Source organism: Trinickia sp. HAY1-2D (genome assembly GCF_056754935.1).
In genome coordinates this window covers 2437999-2453130 of the sequence record NZ_JBPGWX010000002.1, presented here as the reverse complement: position 1 = coordinate 2453130, position 15132 = coordinate 2437999, and the positions used below count along the sequence as shown (strand labels likewise).

General features: G+C 62.1%; 14 protein-coding genes. 11 read left to right on the top strand and 3 right to left on the bottom strand.

Annotated elements, in window-relative coordinates; all coding sequences use genetic code 11:
• Window positions 1-69: 69 nt before the first annotated feature.
• Window positions 70-1689 carry an acyl CoA:acetate/3-ketoacid CoA transferase gene (locus tag ACR9ZC_RS18670; protein ID WP_481582712.1) on the top strand — a complete coding sequence of 540 codons (1620 nt, stop codon included), beginning with the start codon at window positions 70-72 and terminating at the stop codon, window positions 1687-1689.
• A 9-nt stretch (window positions 1690-1698) separates the two neighbouring features.
• Window positions 1699-2484: an enoyl-CoA hydratase/isomerase family protein gene (locus tag ACR9ZC_RS18665; RefSeq protein ID WP_481581430.1), complete on the top strand. Its 786-nt coding sequence runs from the start codon at window positions 1699-1701 to the stop codon at window positions 2482-2484.
• 104 nt (window positions 2485-2588) lie between these two features.
• Here the strand turns inward: ACR9ZC_RS18665 and ACR9ZC_RS18660 are convergent, their stop codons facing one another.
• Window positions 2589-3581, bottom strand: a complete 993-nt coding sequence (locus ACR9ZC_RS18660; protein ID WP_481581429.1) for a M14 family metallopeptidase — start codon at window positions 3579-3581, stop codon at window positions 2589-2591.
• A 204-nt stretch (window positions 3582-3785) separates the two neighbouring features.
• Between ACR9ZC_RS18660 and ACR9ZC_RS18655 the strand changes: the two genes are divergently transcribed.
• On the top strand, window positions 3786-4538 hold the full coding sequence (locus ACR9ZC_RS18655) for a hypothetical protein (RefSeq protein ID WP_481581428.1): 753 nt from the start codon (window positions 3786-3788) through the stop codon (window positions 4536-4538).
• A gap of 111 nt (window positions 4539-4649) precedes the next feature.
• Here ACR9ZC_RS18655 and ACR9ZC_RS18650 read toward each other — a convergent pair whose 3' ends face one another.
• The gene (locus tag ACR9ZC_RS18650; protein ID WP_481581427.1) at window positions 4650-5594 is read right to left on the bottom strand and encodes a LysR family transcriptional regulator; all 945 of its coding nucleotides are present in this window, start codon (window positions 5592-5594) and stop codon (window positions 4650-4652) included.
• A 190-nt stretch (window positions 5595-5784) separates the two neighbouring features.
• Between ACR9ZC_RS18650 and gtdA the strand changes: the two genes are divergently transcribed.
• The 3 genes from gtdA to maiA all read left to right on the top strand — a co-directional run bounded on the left by gtdA (window position 5785) and on the right by maiA (window position 8277).
• Window positions 5785-6831 carry a gentisate 1,2-dioxygenase gene (gene gtdA / locus ACR9ZC_RS18645; RefSeq protein ID WP_481581426.1) on the top strand — a complete coding sequence of 349 codons (1047 nt, stop codon included), beginning with the start codon at window positions 5785-5787 and terminating at the stop codon, window positions 6829-6831.
• Between the two features lie 77 nt (window positions 6832-6908).
• Window positions 6909-7607 carry a fumarylacetoacetate hydrolase family protein gene (locus tag ACR9ZC_RS18640; RefSeq protein WP_481581425.1) on the top strand — a complete coding sequence of 233 codons (699 nt, stop codon included), beginning with the start codon at window positions 6909-6911 and terminating at the stop codon, window positions 7605-7607.
• 28 nt (window positions 7608-7635) lie between these two features.
• Entirely contained in the window at window positions 7636-8277 is a 642-nt protein-coding gene (gene maiA, locus ACR9ZC_RS18635; RefSeq protein ID WP_481581424.1) for a maleylacetoacetate isomerase, read from the top strand.
• Between the two features lie 131 nt (window positions 8278-8408).
• Here maiA and ACR9ZC_RS18630 read toward each other — a convergent pair whose 3' ends face one another.
• The gene (locus ACR9ZC_RS18630; RefSeq protein ID WP_481581423.1) at window positions 8409-9182 is read right to left on the bottom strand and encodes a GntR family transcriptional regulator; all 774 of its coding nucleotides are present in this window, start codon (window positions 9180-9182) and stop codon (window positions 8409-8411) included.
• Between the two features lie 324 nt (window positions 9183-9506).
• On the opposite strand from ACR9ZC_RS18630, the gene ACR9ZC_RS18625 reads away from it, so the two are divergent.
• From ACR9ZC_RS18625 to ACR9ZC_RS18605, 5 genes are all read left to right on the top strand, one after another.
• Window positions 9507-10157, top strand: a complete 651-nt coding sequence (locus ACR9ZC_RS18625) for a cadmium resistance transporter (RefSeq protein ID WP_481581422.1) — start codon at window positions 9507-9509, stop codon at window positions 10155-10157.
• A gap of 287 nt (window positions 10158-10444) precedes the next feature.
• On the top strand, window positions 10445-11887 hold the full coding sequence (locus ACR9ZC_RS18620; RefSeq protein WP_481581421.1) for an ABC transporter substrate-binding protein: 1443 nt from the start codon (window positions 10445-10447) through the stop codon (window positions 11885-11887).
• Window position 11888: 1 nt separating this feature from the next.
• A complete protein-coding gene (locus ACR9ZC_RS18615; RefSeq protein WP_481581420.1) occupies window positions 11889-12791 on the top strand; it encodes an ABC transporter permease in 903 nt (300 codons plus the stop codon).
• Complete coding sequence (locus tag ACR9ZC_RS18610; protein WP_481581419.1) at window positions 12788-13648, top strand: ABC transporter ATP-binding protein; 861 nt, start codon at window positions 12788-12790, stop codon at window positions 13646-13648. Before ACR9ZC_RS18615 ends, ACR9ZC_RS18610 begins: the two co-directional genes overlap by 4 nt.
• 97 nt (window positions 13649-13745) lie before the next feature.
• On the top strand, window positions 13746-15113 hold the full coding sequence (locus tag ACR9ZC_RS18605) for an arylsulfatase (RefSeq protein WP_481581418.1): 1368 nt from the start codon (window positions 13746-13748) through the stop codon (window positions 15111-15113).
• Window positions 15114-15132 lie beyond the last annotated feature (19 nt).

Sequence of the window (15132 nt, the reverse complement as noted above, 5' to 3'; positions counted from 1 at the left end):
CAATTTTCTCCCAACCTGAGTTGGGCGCCGAAAGATCGCGCCGCGATCGGGAACGCGCTCATTTTGCAAGTGAAGAACAAAGTGATTTCCGCTGAACAAGCGGCAAAACTCGTACCGAACGACGCTGTCGTTGCGATCGGTTCCTCCGCGGGTCTCAATTGTCCGGACCGCACGCTCGAAGCCATCGGGAAGCGCTATCGCACCGAGGGTTACCCGCGCAACCTGACGATTTTCTCGCCCATCGCGGCCGGCGATATGTACGGGATCAAGGGCATCGATCACCTGGCGCAATCGGGGCTCGTCAGTGCGATCATCGCCGGCTCCTACCCGAGCGGGCCTTCATCGCGTCCTTCCCCGGCAATCTGGGAGATGATCGGCCGCAACGAGGTGGCGGCCTATAACCTCCCCTCCGGCGTGATGTACGACATGGCACGGGACGCGGCCGCCAAGCGCCCGGGCGTCCTCACCAAGGTCGGTCTCCATACCTTCGTCGACCCTCGGCAATTGGGCGGCCGGATGAACGACGCGGCTGCACGCCGTGGCGATGTCGTCAAGCTGGTCGAATTCGGCGGTGAGGAGTGGCTCCACTATCCGAATCTGTATCCCCATGTCGCCATCGTTCGCGGCACGACGGCCGATGAGCGCGGCAACATTTCCATGGAGCAGGAAGGCGCCGTGCTCGGGATGGTCGATATCGCGCTGGCGGCGCGCAACTCGGGCGGTATCGTCATCTGCCAGGTAAAGCGGCTGACGGCCGAGGGATCGATTCCGGCTCACCGCGTTCATATACCGTCCACGCTCGTGGATTTCGTGATCGTCGACGCGGATCAGAGGCAAGCGACCGAGATCGGCTACGATCCGGCGATCAGCGGAGAGGTTCGGCGGCCGCTGTCCGCTTTCGAGCCTGAGCCGTTCAGTGCTGACAAGGTGATCGCGCGCCGCGCCGCGATGGAGCTGGCCGAAGATAGTGCGGTCAATCTGGGCTTCGGTATTTCCGCGCTGGTTCCAAAAATTCTCATCGAGGAGGGACAAGCCGGAGCCGTCACCTGGGTCATCGAACAGGGCGCCGTCGGTGGCGTGCCGCTCACCGGCTTCGCATTCGGATGTGCCGCAAACGCGCAGGCCATCTTCCCGACTCCGCAGCAGTTCACGTACTTCCAGGGCGGCGGCTTCGATTGCTCGTTGCTGTCGTTCCTCGAGATCGATGCGCGCGGTAGCGTGAACGTTTCGCGTCTGCCGTCCCGTCCGTATCTGACCGCTGGTTGTGGCGGGTTCATCGACATCACTGCGCGCGCGCGCAAGATCGTATTCAGCGGTTATTTCACCGCCGGCGGACTTCAAGTAGAAGCGGGTCATGGCGTGCTGCGGATCGTGAACGAAGGCAAGCTTCCGAAGCTCGTTCCAGAGGTGGGCCACGTCACATTCAACGGGCGCGACGCTGCGCGGCGTGGACAGGACATCGCCTACGTCACCGAACGCTGTGTATTGAGGTTGATCGAGGGCGTCCTAACCGTCGTCGAAATAGCCCCTGGCATCGATCTCGAGCGCGACGTGCTGGCTCGCGCCGGTATACCGCTCGAGGTTTCCGCAGACCTGAAGACAATGGATCCACGCCTGTTTTTCGCGGAACCGATCGGTCTCGAGCTGACCGCTCCATCGCCAAAACACGCTGGGTCCTTTACCGAGTGAGAATCCGTCATGACTGAAACGCTCATTGAAAATGCGACTTTCGTAGCAACCCTCGCGGCTCCCGGGGTTGTGCTGATCCGAATCACCGCCCGGCCGATGGGCGTTTTCACCGTGGCTGCTCGCCGCGAACTGACCTCGTTCATCGAGGTGCTCGATTCCAAATACGGGGCACGTTGTGGCGTTTTGATCGGATCCGGGCGAGGATTCTCGGTCGGTTCGAACATCAAGGAGTTCGAGGCCACACCCGAGTGGATCGAGCAAGCGCGCATCGTCGAGACGAGACTCAACGAGACGATTGAAAAAGGACCCGTTCCGATCATAGCCGCGTGCAACGGCCACACGCTGGGCGGCGGCCTCGTGATGGCGCTCGCGTGCGATTTCCGCATCGCGGGTCGCGCCGCTACGTTCGGCGTGCCCGAAGTGAAGCTTGGAGCGATGGCGACTGCGACCGGGACGCAGCGGCTTGCTCTCCTGGTCGGGCGCGGGCATGCGCTGAGGCTCATGCTGACCGGCGAGGCCATCGATGCGCAGGAGGCCTGTCGCATCGGATTGGTGGAGGAGCTTGTCGACGACGAACGCCTGGAGGCCCGGGCTATCGAGGTTGCACGCCAGATTGCGGCGGTGTCGCCAAAAGCGGTTTGCGCGTCGCGCCGTGCTGTTGCGACCGGCTTGCGCAACGGGTATTACGCTGGCTTGGCGATGGAGGAGGCGCTCACCGTGCCGCTTGGACTGTCCGAGGATGCGATCGAGGGTAAGGCCGCGTTCGTCGCGAAACGGCCACCTCGCTTTGCCTGACTTCTGCGCGCGCGGCTAGCCCAAGGCTTTGTCCGGCGTGTTGCATTCGCGCGGCTGAGCGGGGCGGCCCGTCGGTCGCGCACCCGCTGGACACGTTACGCGGTTCACGTTGCGTTTTGCGGTTTGCCCGGCGAAAGGGCGATGCGCTGTTCGATTCGCCCCAGCCGGACGACTGTCACGCCGGGCCGCAACTGACGTAGAGACGGCATGACGAGCACGCAGTCGTCGTACGGGGTGGTGACGGCTTGACCGTCTGACCACCCGATGACCGCGCCGGCCTTCTCGAACACTTCGAGGCCCGTATACGGTGCCGCGAATCGGAAGTCCATGCTCTTCGCAACAACCGGTTCCGTGACGCGCACGACTCGCATTTCCTCGGGGAGCGGCCTGAGCCATTCGGCCGGCAGGTCGCTTTCGTCGACGATGCCCGCCAACAGCAGGAAGCGCGCCGTGCTGTCTCGCGCGACGGTGACCGCACCTTTCTCCCAGTGTTGCCCGCATTCGATGAGGAGGGCGTTCTTTGGACTCGCCTCATCGCCGAAGTCCTCGTAGTCGCGCATTCTGCGTCCTTCGGGGTGACCTTCGTCCAGGATCGCCGTGGCCGGTGTGCCGAGGCGAACCGCGAGTTCGGCGCCCTTTTTCAGCGGACCGGCGACGATCAGGGGCGAACTCTTCTCGTGCATCGAGTGAAGGTCGAGCAGCAGATCGACGGTATCGATCGCCGGCCGCATCGCGCGGGCGCGATCCAGTTCCGCCGAACGCGTCGTGACGTCGTCGAGCTTCGCCGCGGTCCATACGCGGTTGAAGTCCTGATCGACGAAGCGCGCCCGGTCCGGCGCGGCGGGATCGAATCGCGCATACGCCGCTACGTTGGCGAACGACAGCGTGAGCTTGCCGCGACGGGGGCGCAATCGTGCGCGCAATAGTTCGTCGACGACGATCGCTCCGCAGACCTCGTTGCCGTGCGTCAGTGCGTTGATCATGACGTGCGGGCCGGCTACGCCGGAATCGAACGTGTAAAGGTACGGGATACCGGTATTGCCAGGCGCGTGCGCGGCAATATCGGGGAAATCGACTTCGATCGGGTAGCTACTCATCTTTGTTTCAGCCCTCGCTGACAGCGATACCTGGACTACAAATGATCGATCTGCGGGCCCTCGTTGCATAGGATGATCTTTTTGTTTTGCGGCATTGCCCGGTAATTCGCCGTCAGAAAGCGCGTGGCATCACTTCTGTCACAATGGCGTTCGCCGATTCGCCGGCGCACCGTAGACAACGGATCACGATCGAGCCTCTCGTAAATGCGTATTTTCGGAATAAGCATCCACATCATCATCGCCCTCATTCTTGCGGTGCATGCCGTGCGCACGCAGCAGAACATGTACTGGCTGGTGATTCTGTTTCTCTTCCCAGGCCTAGGCAGTCTGGTCTATCTGTTCGTTGTTTACTTGCCTGGCTTGCGCCAATCGCGTGGAGCGAGGGCGGCAACGCGGGCCTTTTCGCAGCTGGTCGATCCGGATCGAGCCGTACGCGAGGCGCGCATGGCTTTCGATCGCGCGCCGAGCGTCGCGCATCGCATGCGGCTCGGTGCCGCGCTGCTCGAAGCGGGAAACGCCGCTGAAGCGCTCGAGCATTACCAAGCGGCGGCTACGGGGCCGTTCTCGTCCGATCCGGGTTTGCTGCAGGGATTGGCGCGAGCGCAGTTTGCCAACGGCGATGCCACAGGTACGCAGGAGACGCTGGAAAGGCTCTTCGCCGTTCATCCCATCGCCCGTCAGCAATCCGAACCTGCCTTGCTGTACGCACGAGCTTTGGCGGCGATCGGCGCACCGGGCACGCGCGCCGCATTCGAGGTGGCGCTCGCCAGCGCAAGCGATGCGGCGCCCCGTTGCTTGTACGCCGATTGGCTGGCGACGCAAGCCGACGACGCCGATCGTCGGCGAGCGCGCGAACTTTACGCCGATATCGTGCACGATGCGAGGCATTGGACGCGCTACGCCCGTGACCACAACAGCGAGTGGTTGCAACGCGCCCAATCGGCCTTGAGCCGATAGGCCAGGCGTGTCCGCATCTCGGCTTCGTCCGAGTGAAATCGATCATGCGTGCTCCCGTGGCCGTACACACTGTATTTCTCGTCTTGACCGGCTGCCCCTAATCGACGGAAGTTACATACCGAGGACTCGATTTGCGCCCTCGCTCGGATCGGCGTAGGCGCGCAGCGCCTCCAGCGCCATGGCCACCGCAGCCCGATTTTCGTTCTCCGGATGCCAGTAGATCGATACAGAGCCGAAGCCCTGCAATTCCATTGGCAGTATCTGAAGCGCGTTCAGCTGCTGGAAGCGGAGTGCGGGCCGATGCGAGGCGACGCCCAACAAATCCGTGTTGTTCAACAGCGTGAGGTTCAGAACCGACGAGTTGGATTCGACGCAATGAGCCGGCAGCGCGCGCCCGGCGGCCGCGAGCGCCGTCTCCAGCGCATTGCGCACCGGTGTGCCTTGCGGCCAGACGACCCAGGAGTAGGCGAGAACGTCGTCCCACTCGAGCATGGCCTTTTGGGTCAGCGGATGATTCGGACGGGCGACGAAGTCGATCAGTTCGGTATAAAGCGTCTCGCTTTGCAACTGCGCGTCCTCGTACTGCTGCTCCCCCGAGCGGCCGACGACGATATCGAGTTCGCCACGCGCGAGCTGCGGCATCAGCTGGTTCATCGTACTTTCGACAAGACGAACCTTCGCCCGCGGCATGTGCGAGAGCAGTCGCGACACGGCGAGCGGCACTGTGTCCGCCGCCGCTACGCCTGACGTGCCGATGCTCACGAGGCCACTGCCGCCTTCGCGCAGCGCCTGCATGTCGTCGCGGGCGGTGTCGAGATGGGCTTCGATACGCCGCGCGTGCTCGATCAGCGCCTCGCCGGGCCCGGTCGGCCGCAAACCTCGCGCATGCCGTTCGAAAAGCGGCAGGCCGACGTCTTTCTCCAACTCCTTCAGCCATTTCGACAGCGCCGGCTGCGTCGTATTGAGCGCCGTGGCCGATTGGCTCAGATTGCCCGTTTCCGCCAGGCTCAGCAGCAATTGCAGATGTCGCAGACGCAGACGGTATGTCCAGTCCATCGCGCAGTCCTCCGGTCACGATGTCGCCAGGTTCCGGAGGTATATCCGAAAACACATGGATTAGATGATTTAACCATTTTACTAAGCATAGGTCTATCGCATATAAAGAGTGCACGAGGTCGATCGAACCATCCATTCAATGCGGCGCCGGCACAGCGCGTCCGCCCCGAGACATCGAAACGAGACGCAAATGACCAACAATCGTCCGGACGCATTGCGCGCGGCTTACTACGAGCAGATCGCCCGCCAGCACATGGCGCCGCTATGGGAATCGCTGCACAGCCTCGTTCCGAAAGCGCCGCAGCCGAAGGCTCGGCCCGCGATCTGGAAGTACGCACAGGTACGCGATCTCGTGATGGAGGCGGGCAGCGTGATCAGCGCCGAGGAAGCCGTTCGCCGCGTGCTGGTGCTCGAGAACCCCGGGCTGTCCGGCAAGTCGAGCATGACGCCGAACCTCTATGCGGGGCTTCAGCTGATTCTGCCCGGCGAGATCGCCCCCAGCCACCGTCATACGCAGTCGGCGCTGCGCTTCATCGTCGAGGGCAAGGGCGCCTGGACGGCCGTCGACGGCGAGCGGACGACGATGCATCCCGGCGATTTCATCATCACGCCGTCGTGGACGTGGCACGACCACGGCAATCCGTCGGCAGAAGAAGGCGGCGAGCCCGTGGTCTGGCTCGACGGCCTCGATATTCCGCTCGTCGCGCAGATGGACGCGGGTTTCGCCGAAAACTACCCTGAGGCGACTCAACCCGTCTCGCGTCCCGAAGGCGACAGCTTCGCGAGATTCGGTCACAACATGGTGCCGATGCGGCATCGCGCGTCCGATCCGACTTCGCCGATTTTCTGCTACCCGTACGAACGCAGCCGGGAAGCGCTCGATGCGCTGTATCGCAACGGCGAGCTCGACGACTGGGACGGCGTGAAGCTGCGCTACGTCAACCCGGCGACGGGGGGCTGGCCGATGCCAACGATTGCCACCTTCATGCAGTACCTGCCGGCGGGTTTTACGGGCCGCGCCTATCGCAGCACGGACGCCACCGTGTATTGCGTCGTCGAAGGCAAGGGCAGCGTGAAGATTGGCAGCGACGAATTCACGTTCGAGCCGCATGACGTTTTCGTCGCGCCGTCGTGGGAACCCGTGCAACTTTCTGCCTCGGCGGAAAGCGTGCTGTTCAGCTATTCCGACCGTCCGGTGCTCGCCGCGCTGAATCTGCTGCGCGAAGAGCGCAGCTAGGCGGGCGCATCCTGATCTTTGCGCGCCCGGTCGCAGGGCGCGCCCTCCATCCTTTCACTTGTCGAGTCGACCCCATCATGGCTTTCGTTTTCACTCCCGAAGCGCCCGTCGCTGTTCCCGTCGCTGGAAGCGACGCTCAATTCGCCGTGCGCCGCGTTTATTGCGTGGGCCGCAACTACGCGGCGCATGCGCGCGAAATGGGCTTCGATCCCGATCGCGAGCCGCCGTTCTTCTTCTGCAAGCCGACCGATGCCGTCGTCCCCGTCGCCTATGGCGAAACGCTTGAACTGACGTATCCGTCGCAGACGCAGAACTATCACTACGAAGCGGAACTCGTTGCCGTGATCGGCAAGAGTGGCGCGGACATCGAAGTCGAGCAGGCGCTCGATCATGTGTGGGGCTATGCCGTCGGCGTCGATATGACCCGTCGCGACCTGCAGATGAAGATGCGCGAAATGGGGCGCCCGTGGGAAATCGGCAAGGCGTTCGACCGTTCCGCGCCGATGGGCCCGATTCATCCCGCAAGCGCCGTCGGCCACATCCAAAACGCGGAACTGTGGTTGACCGTCAACGGCGAGACGAAGCAAAAGAGCGATGTGTCGCATCTGATCTGGTCGGTCGCGGAGACGGTCGCCTACCTGTCGAAGTTCTTCCGCCTCGAACCGGGCGACGTCATTTTCACGGGCACGCCGGAGGGCGTCGGCGCGGTGAAGGCGGGCGATCAGATGAAGGTCGGCATCGAGCATCTGGGTGAATTGACCGTTCGCATCGTGTGACGCAGCGCTATCAACGGAAGACACGGCCGTGCAACTCCATAGTTTCTTCAACAGCTCGACCTCGTACCGCGTGCGCATTGCGCTGGCACTCAAGGGCCTCGCGTACGACACGCTGCCCGTCAATATTCGGATCGGCGAACATCGCGCGACCGACTATGTGGCGAACGTGAATCCGTCGGCGTCGGTGCCCGCGCTGATCGACGGCGAGTTCAGCCTGGGCCAGTCGCTTGCGATCCTCGACTATCTCGACCGGAAATATCCCGAGCCTCGCCTCATTCCGCTGGAACCGGAACGGCGGGCGCGCGTGCTCGAACTGGCGACCGCGATTTCGTGCGACATCCATCCGATCAACAACCTGCGCGTCTTGCGTTATCTGGAAGTGGAGCTGAAAGTTACGCCGCAACAGAAAACGCAGTGGTATCGACACTGGGTTGCGGAGGGCATGGCCGCCGTCGAGCGTCTGCTCGAACGCAGCAACGAAGGCCCGTGGTGCTTCGGCACGCAGCCGACGCTGGCGGATGTGTGCCTCGTCCCGCAGATGGCCAACGCGTTGCGCATGGACTGCAGCCTGGGGGCGTACAAGCGCAGCCTGGCCGTCTATGAGCACGCATCGCAACACGCTGCATTCGTCGCCGCCCAGCCACAGCGTCAGCCCGATTACGTGGCTTGACATCAGGTTGTTGGCTCGAGAATGGCGCACGCGCCGTCCTCGAGCCCACTACCAACCTTGCCTTGGCTACTGCACGGGCGCGCTTCCGGGGCGCGCCACTCCATTCGCAGCGCCATCAGGCAGCCACCGCCTCAGGCCTTCCGACGCCCCTTTGCGGGACGTTCACGATTCACTCGCAACCGGAACTGGAACGTATCGCCCTTGAAATACAGGTATTCGAAGTCGACGGGGCGATCGTTGCTGTCGTGCGTCAGCCGTTCGACGCGAAGCACAGGCGCATCGCGTTTGATCTCGAGCGCGCGCGCGACAGGGGGGCGCGCGGGTATAGCGTTGATGCTCAGGTCTGCGCTGCCCAGGGCAATGCCGCAATCGTTCTCGAGCATGAGAAAAATGTCGCGCGTGGCGAGGTCGGCACGCATCAGCTTCTTGCCGAGAGGTTCGGGCAGGAACGTAATTTCGTAGGATGTCGGCTCGCGATTGAGCAGGCGCACACGATGAATCTCCGCCACCTTCTCACCCTCCTGAAGCATGAGCTTCGCGGCGACCTCGGCGTTGGCTGGAACGAAAGTGAAAGAGACCACGCGATTGACGATCTCGTGTCCTTCGCTCGACATGGCCTCGGCGAAGCCTTGCAGGGACGTGATGTTCTGCGCCGCTTTCGGCTGCGACACGAATGAGCCCTTGCCGTGCACCTTGAAGATCAGCCCTTCCTTCTGAAGATCGCCGAGCGCCTGCCGGATCGTGATGCGGCTCACCTCGAACATCGCCTGCAGTTCGCTCTCCGATGGCATGCGGCTATGCGGAGGGTACCTTCCGTCGAGGATACCGCTGCGCAGCGTATCTTTGATTTGCTGATAGAGCGGAACCGGCGAGTCGGGTTCGAAGGCGATCTGGCTTGTCTGCATGGTCGATGAGCGGGAGCACGGGGGATTCCACGATGCAGCTTTGGCGATGGAAGATTATACCGCTGCATATCTGCGTTGACGACCCGAAAACCCATCATGTCATGTCATGGGATGGCGTGTCATTTCAAGACCTCGTTTTTTGACGGCATTCGGTTTCGAGCATACGGCGTCACGCACCGACTTATGGCGAGAATGACTGATGCGTGTGCCAGGTCGCACCTGCATGAAGCGCACCGCCGAAAAAAAAGCCCGAGCGAACCGCGTTTCCACAATTGGCATCGTCCTTGCTTTAGACTACACGTCATGTCTTGTCATGACGAGTAGATGAGTGAAGCACTAACGGAGAGAAGATTGGACGCTTTGCCCGCCCTGATTGTCACCGCGACGGCCGCTTATGTTTCGACCAACGTCGATGGATATGCACTGCTGCTCGGATTTTTCAGTAACGAGCGTTATCGCGCGATGGAGATCGTCGCGGGGCAATTCCTCAGCATGGCGACACAGTTGGCGATATCGATTGCGGTCATGCGCTCGGGATGGGTGGCGCATTCGCCGTTGGTCGGTCTAGTCGGCGCCGTGCCGCTGCTGGCGGGGCTGAAGCGAATCGCACAATTGCGCCGGCGAGATGGGCCGCGAAATGAAAATGCGGTGTGCCGGGAGAGTCCGGGCCACGGAACGTTCGGGCGCGTAGCGACCGTGGCCGCTGTGACGACTTCCGGCGCGATCGACAACGTGATGGTTTATTCGAGCGTCATGATGGATCGCGCCCTGTCCCAGATGACGTTCATTGCGGGGGCGTTTGGATTGCTTACGGCATTGCTCTGTCTTTGCGCATTCTGGAGCGCAGGCTCCCGCTCGTCGATCCCGGCGTTGCAGTTCGCGGCGAGCCGCGTTGCGCCATTCATGGCGGTGGCTATCGGCGCGTCTTTGTTTATTCGCTTCCGTACGTTTCCGTGGATCTGTTCGCTTGCCTGATGCCGCGCAAGCTTGCACCAAGCCGGAACCGTTTCTGCACCGACAGCCTGCGCGCGCGCAATCGTGAGGCGCGACAGAGGCTGAAAGAAGGGCAAGTCGGCGGTGGTTGCCCCCGGTAAACGTTGGCATAGGGCTTGCATAGATTCGCCAACTTGTAATGACGAGTTATGTCCACGGAGGTCGTGTCGAAAGACAGACGATCGATGTCGACGGTTGATGTTTCTGGCTGGATCCCACGCGGGCGGAGCAGGGACCCGATTCATGTCACTCACTCTTAGGGTTACACCATGCGAATCAGAGCTTTGGTAGGCCGGGCGTTGAGCAGTGCCTCGCTCGTCGCAATCGGCGCCATGCCGGCGTTCGGAGGCGCCGCGCACGCGGAAACGATCGACATCGGCATCGGCACGCAAGACACCACGACGAACACAGTCACGGGCGGCATCGTCATCAAGCAGCTCCATCTGCTCGACAAATATTTGCCGCATACGGGAAAGTATAAGGATGTCACCTACAACGTGACCTGGCAAAACGCGACTTCCGGGCCGCCCATCACCAACGCCATGATTGCGCGCAAGTTGCAGATCGGCATGATGGGCGACTATCCGCTGCTCGTGAATGGGGCGACGGGGCACGCAACGAACAACGATACCGAACTCGTCGCGGTAATCGCCTATAACGCGCACGGCGGCGGCAACGGCATCGTCGTACCGAAAGATTCGCCTTACTACGATTTGAGCGATCTGAAAGGCAAGCGCGTGTCGGTGCCGTTCGGCTCCGCCGCCCACGGCATGCTGCTCGCCGCGTTGCAGAGCCGGCATCTGCCGAGCGACTACTTCGCGCTCGTGAACCAGTCGCCGGAAGTCGGCAGTACGAGCATCCAGGAAAAACGAATCGACGCTCATGCGGACTTCGTGCCGTTCGCCGAGTTGCTGCCCTATCGCGGCTTCGCGCGCAAGATCTTCGACGGTGCCGAGACGGGACAGCCGACGTTTCATGGCGTGGTGGTCCGCAAGGACTTCGGCCAGAAATATCCCGAGATCGTGACGGCTTACATCAGGGCTTTGATGGAAGCCGACGATTGGGTCCGCCGCGATCCGGAGCAGGCCGCGGAAAAGATTCAGTCGTGGACCAAGGTGGACAAGGAGGTAGCGTACATCTTCCTGGGACCGGGCGGCATCGATACGCTCGACCCAACCATCAAGCCACGCTGGGTCGCCGCGTTGAAGGCGGACTATGCGGTGCTCAAGAAGCTCGACATGGTGAAAGACCTCGATATCGACAAATGGGTGAACGACGCCTTCGTGCGCGAGGCTTTCAAGGCGTCCGGGCGCAATTACGACGCGCAGCTCGCGGACTTCTCCAACTATCAGGTGCAGGGCAACGACACGGTGTGCAACGCGCCGATCGGCGATCCGTCGCAGGCGGGACAGATCTGGGCCGAAGGCGGCAAGGTCGCCTCGTTCAGCTCCGCTGCATGCACGCTCGAAGGTGTGAACGCGTATCGCGCGCAAGGCAAGAAGGTCGACGCGGTCTATCTGATGGACAAGACGCTCGGCGTGAAGGTCTTTGCGGATGCCGCGTTTTATACGCTCGGCGCTGCAAATGGAAAAAGACCGGACATCGGATCGTTCATGCTCAAGCGCGATGCCGAGGCGAGCGCGAAGAATTCGGGCGAGACGGTCGTGAACTTTGCGCAGGCGTTGAGCGCGGTCGGTAAGGGAGGGAAGTGACATGGAAGGCTCCCTCGATCTCGAGATCAAGAACGGCGCATCGTCGTTGCCTGAAGAGAAACCGCCGGCCGCTGTGTCAAGTAACGGCGTCCGTAAGCAAGCCTCGGCGCCGAACGGTGCGCAAGCGGTCACCGTGAGGCTCGCATTCGCGATTGCTTCGCTCGGCGCGCCATTCCTGGTCTGGTATCTCGGCACGCGCTTTCGGGTCCAGTTCTATGTCCGCTTTCAGGACGTGCCGACGCCGCTCGACGTGTTTCATGCGGCAGTGCATGTCGCCGGGTCAAGCACGTTTTCGACGAACATCGGCAACAGCTTGCGACGCATCTTCCTGGGATTTTTCGTCGCACTGCTCTCGGGCGTCGGACTGGGCTTGGTGATCGGACGATATCGCATCGTGAAGCAGTTGCTCATGCCGGCGATCGAAGTGCTGAGGCCGATCCCGGCGATCGCCTGGGTGCCGTTGTCGATCATGCTATGGCCGACAACGGAGTCGTCGATCGTGTTCATCACGTTCATCGGCGCGTTCTATCCGATCCTGCTCAACACGGTAGATGGCGTGGAGTCGCTCGATGGCGTGCTGCTGCGCGCCGGCCGCTGTCTCGGCGCGAGCGAAGCCCAACTGTTCTGGCATGTGATCTTGCCAGGCGTCCTACCGAATATCTTCACGGGGCTGGCGGTAGGAATGGGGGTGGCCTGGGTGTCGCTCATCGCGGCCGAAATGATCGCGGGGCAGTACGGCGTCGGCTACTACACATGGGAAGCCTATTCGCTCGTCAACTATCCGGCGATCGTCCTCGGCATGATCACGATCGGCGCCCTTGGTCTCATCTGCAGCGGCGCAATCCGTCTCGTCGGGCAGTTCTCGATGCCATGGCTCGCATACGTCAACGGAGCGCGCAAATGAGCAACGCAAACAAAGGCCGCATCGAGTGCCGCAACGTCGGCGTCGTGTTCGGCTCGAGTAACGCCGAGACCGAAGCAGTCAAGGACGTATCGCTGACCGTCGAACCGCATGAGTTCGTTTCGTTGATCGGTCCGTCGGGCTGCGGCAAGTCCTCCTTGCTGAGCATCGCGGCGGGCTTTACGAAACCGACGCAAGGCACGGTCACGCTTGACGGCGTACTCGTCAAAAAGCCCGGCGCGGAACGCGGCGTGGTGTTTCAGCAGTATTCGTTGTTCCCTTGGCTGCGTGTGCGAGAGAACGTCGAGTTCGGCCTGAAGATGGCAGGCGTCTCGCGTGCCAAACGTGAAAGCACTGCCCGCACGCTGCTGGGCCTTGCGGGGCTGCTGACTTTCGAAAACCACTATCCGGATCAATTGTCGGGGGGCATGAAGCAGCGCATCGGCATCGTGCGCGCGCTTGCGGCCAACCCGCAGGTGTTGCTCATGGACGAGCCGTTCGGCGCGCTCGACACGCAAACGCGGACCGTCATGCAGGAGATCCTGACGAACATGTGGCAGCGCTTCCGGCTATCGGTGCTGTTCATCACACATGACATCGAGGAAGCCGTCTTCCTGTCGGACCGCATCTACGTGATGACGGCGCGGCCTGGCCGCATCAAGACCGAAATACGCGTGCCGCTGCCGCGTCCGCGTTCGGCAGCGATGCTGGATACGCCCGAATTCATCGAATTGGTGCATCGCCTCAAAGGCCTGATTCGCGAGGAATCGCTCGCCGCGATGGGATCCGAACTGGGACCGGGCGGCGTCGAGGGTTTCAGTATGGAGATGGGCCCGAACGGCGTCGAAGAGATGCTCTGATCCTGTCGAGCCAGCATTTGGCGCAGTAAGACACAACGCGAAAAGCGTCCCTAACCGAGGGCGGGGGATAACGTTCTCGATCCGATGGAGTTTTGCAATGAGCAAGAAACCGAACATCCTGTTCTTCCACGTCGACAATCTGGGTATGGGGGAACTCGGCTGCTACGGCGGCGGCAAACTGCGCGGCGCGGATACCAAGCGTATCGATGCCTTCTGCAAGGAGGGCACCAAGCTCACGCACTACGTGGTCGAGCCGCAATGCACGCCGACGCGTTCAGCGTTGATGACGGGCCGCTACCCGATCCGCTCCGGCAATCACACGATCGCGCTGGGCGGCAACGGCGGCGGCCTCGTGACCTGGGAGGTCACCATCGCCGAACTGCTCGCGCAGGGCGGATACAAGTCCTCGTGCCTCGGAAAATGGCACATCGGCGCGGAAGACGGGCGTTTTCCGACCGATCACGGTTTCGACGAATGGTATGGCCCATTGCGTACCTATGACGAGTGCATGTGGTTGGAGGATCCCCACTACGTGCCCGAGCGGGATGGCTACTCGCACATGCACGAGGGCTTCAAGGGCAAGGGCGCGAGGCCGCTGCTCGACGAGCAGCTCACGATGGAAACCAAGAAGACCTGCGACCTCGCGTACCAGAAGCGCGGACTCGACTTCATGCAGCGTTGCGTCAAAAACGACGAGCCGTTCTTTCTCTATTTCAATCACTCGCTGATGCACTTTCCGATGTCGCCGCGCGACGAGTTCGTCGGCAAGAGCACCAACGGTGAATGGGGCGATTGCCTGTTGATGCTCGATCACGATTTCGGCGTGCTGCTCGATGAACTCGACCGTCTCGGCGTGGCGGACGACACGATCGTCATCTTGTGCGGCGACAACGGCGCGGAGGACCATCTGGCAGGACGCGGCACCGGCGGATTCTTCGACGGCTCGTACTTCAGCTCGGCGGAGGGCGGCATCCGCACGCCGTTGCTGGCGCGCTGGCCGGGTCGCATTCCGGCGGGCGTAGAAAGCAACGAGATGGTCCATGTCACCGATCTCTTCACGACGCTGCTCAAGTTCGCGGGAAGCGACACGCCGAAGGACCGGCTCATCGATGGTAAGGATCAGACCGCGTTTTTCCTCGGTGAACAGGAGAGCTCGAACCGCGAGTCGTGCATGGTATGGCTCAAGGATGAGCTGCATGCAGTGAAGTGGAAAGACTTCAAGATCAACTTCAAGCGCCAGCAGCATTTTCACGACCCCGAGCTGCCGCTCGGCTTCGCGCGCATCACGCATCTGCAGGAAGATCCCAAGGAACGCGAGGCGGTCAATCAGCGCTACGTGCGGTGGTGGGTGATGCAGCACGCGCATCGCGTCGTGCGGGAGTTCGAGGACAGCGTGAAGCAGGAGGCGCTGATTCCGCCGGGCTCCGAGCTCGACTTCGTGCCGAAGTCGGTCTTCAACGCGTAACGCCATGGGCGCGCCGATC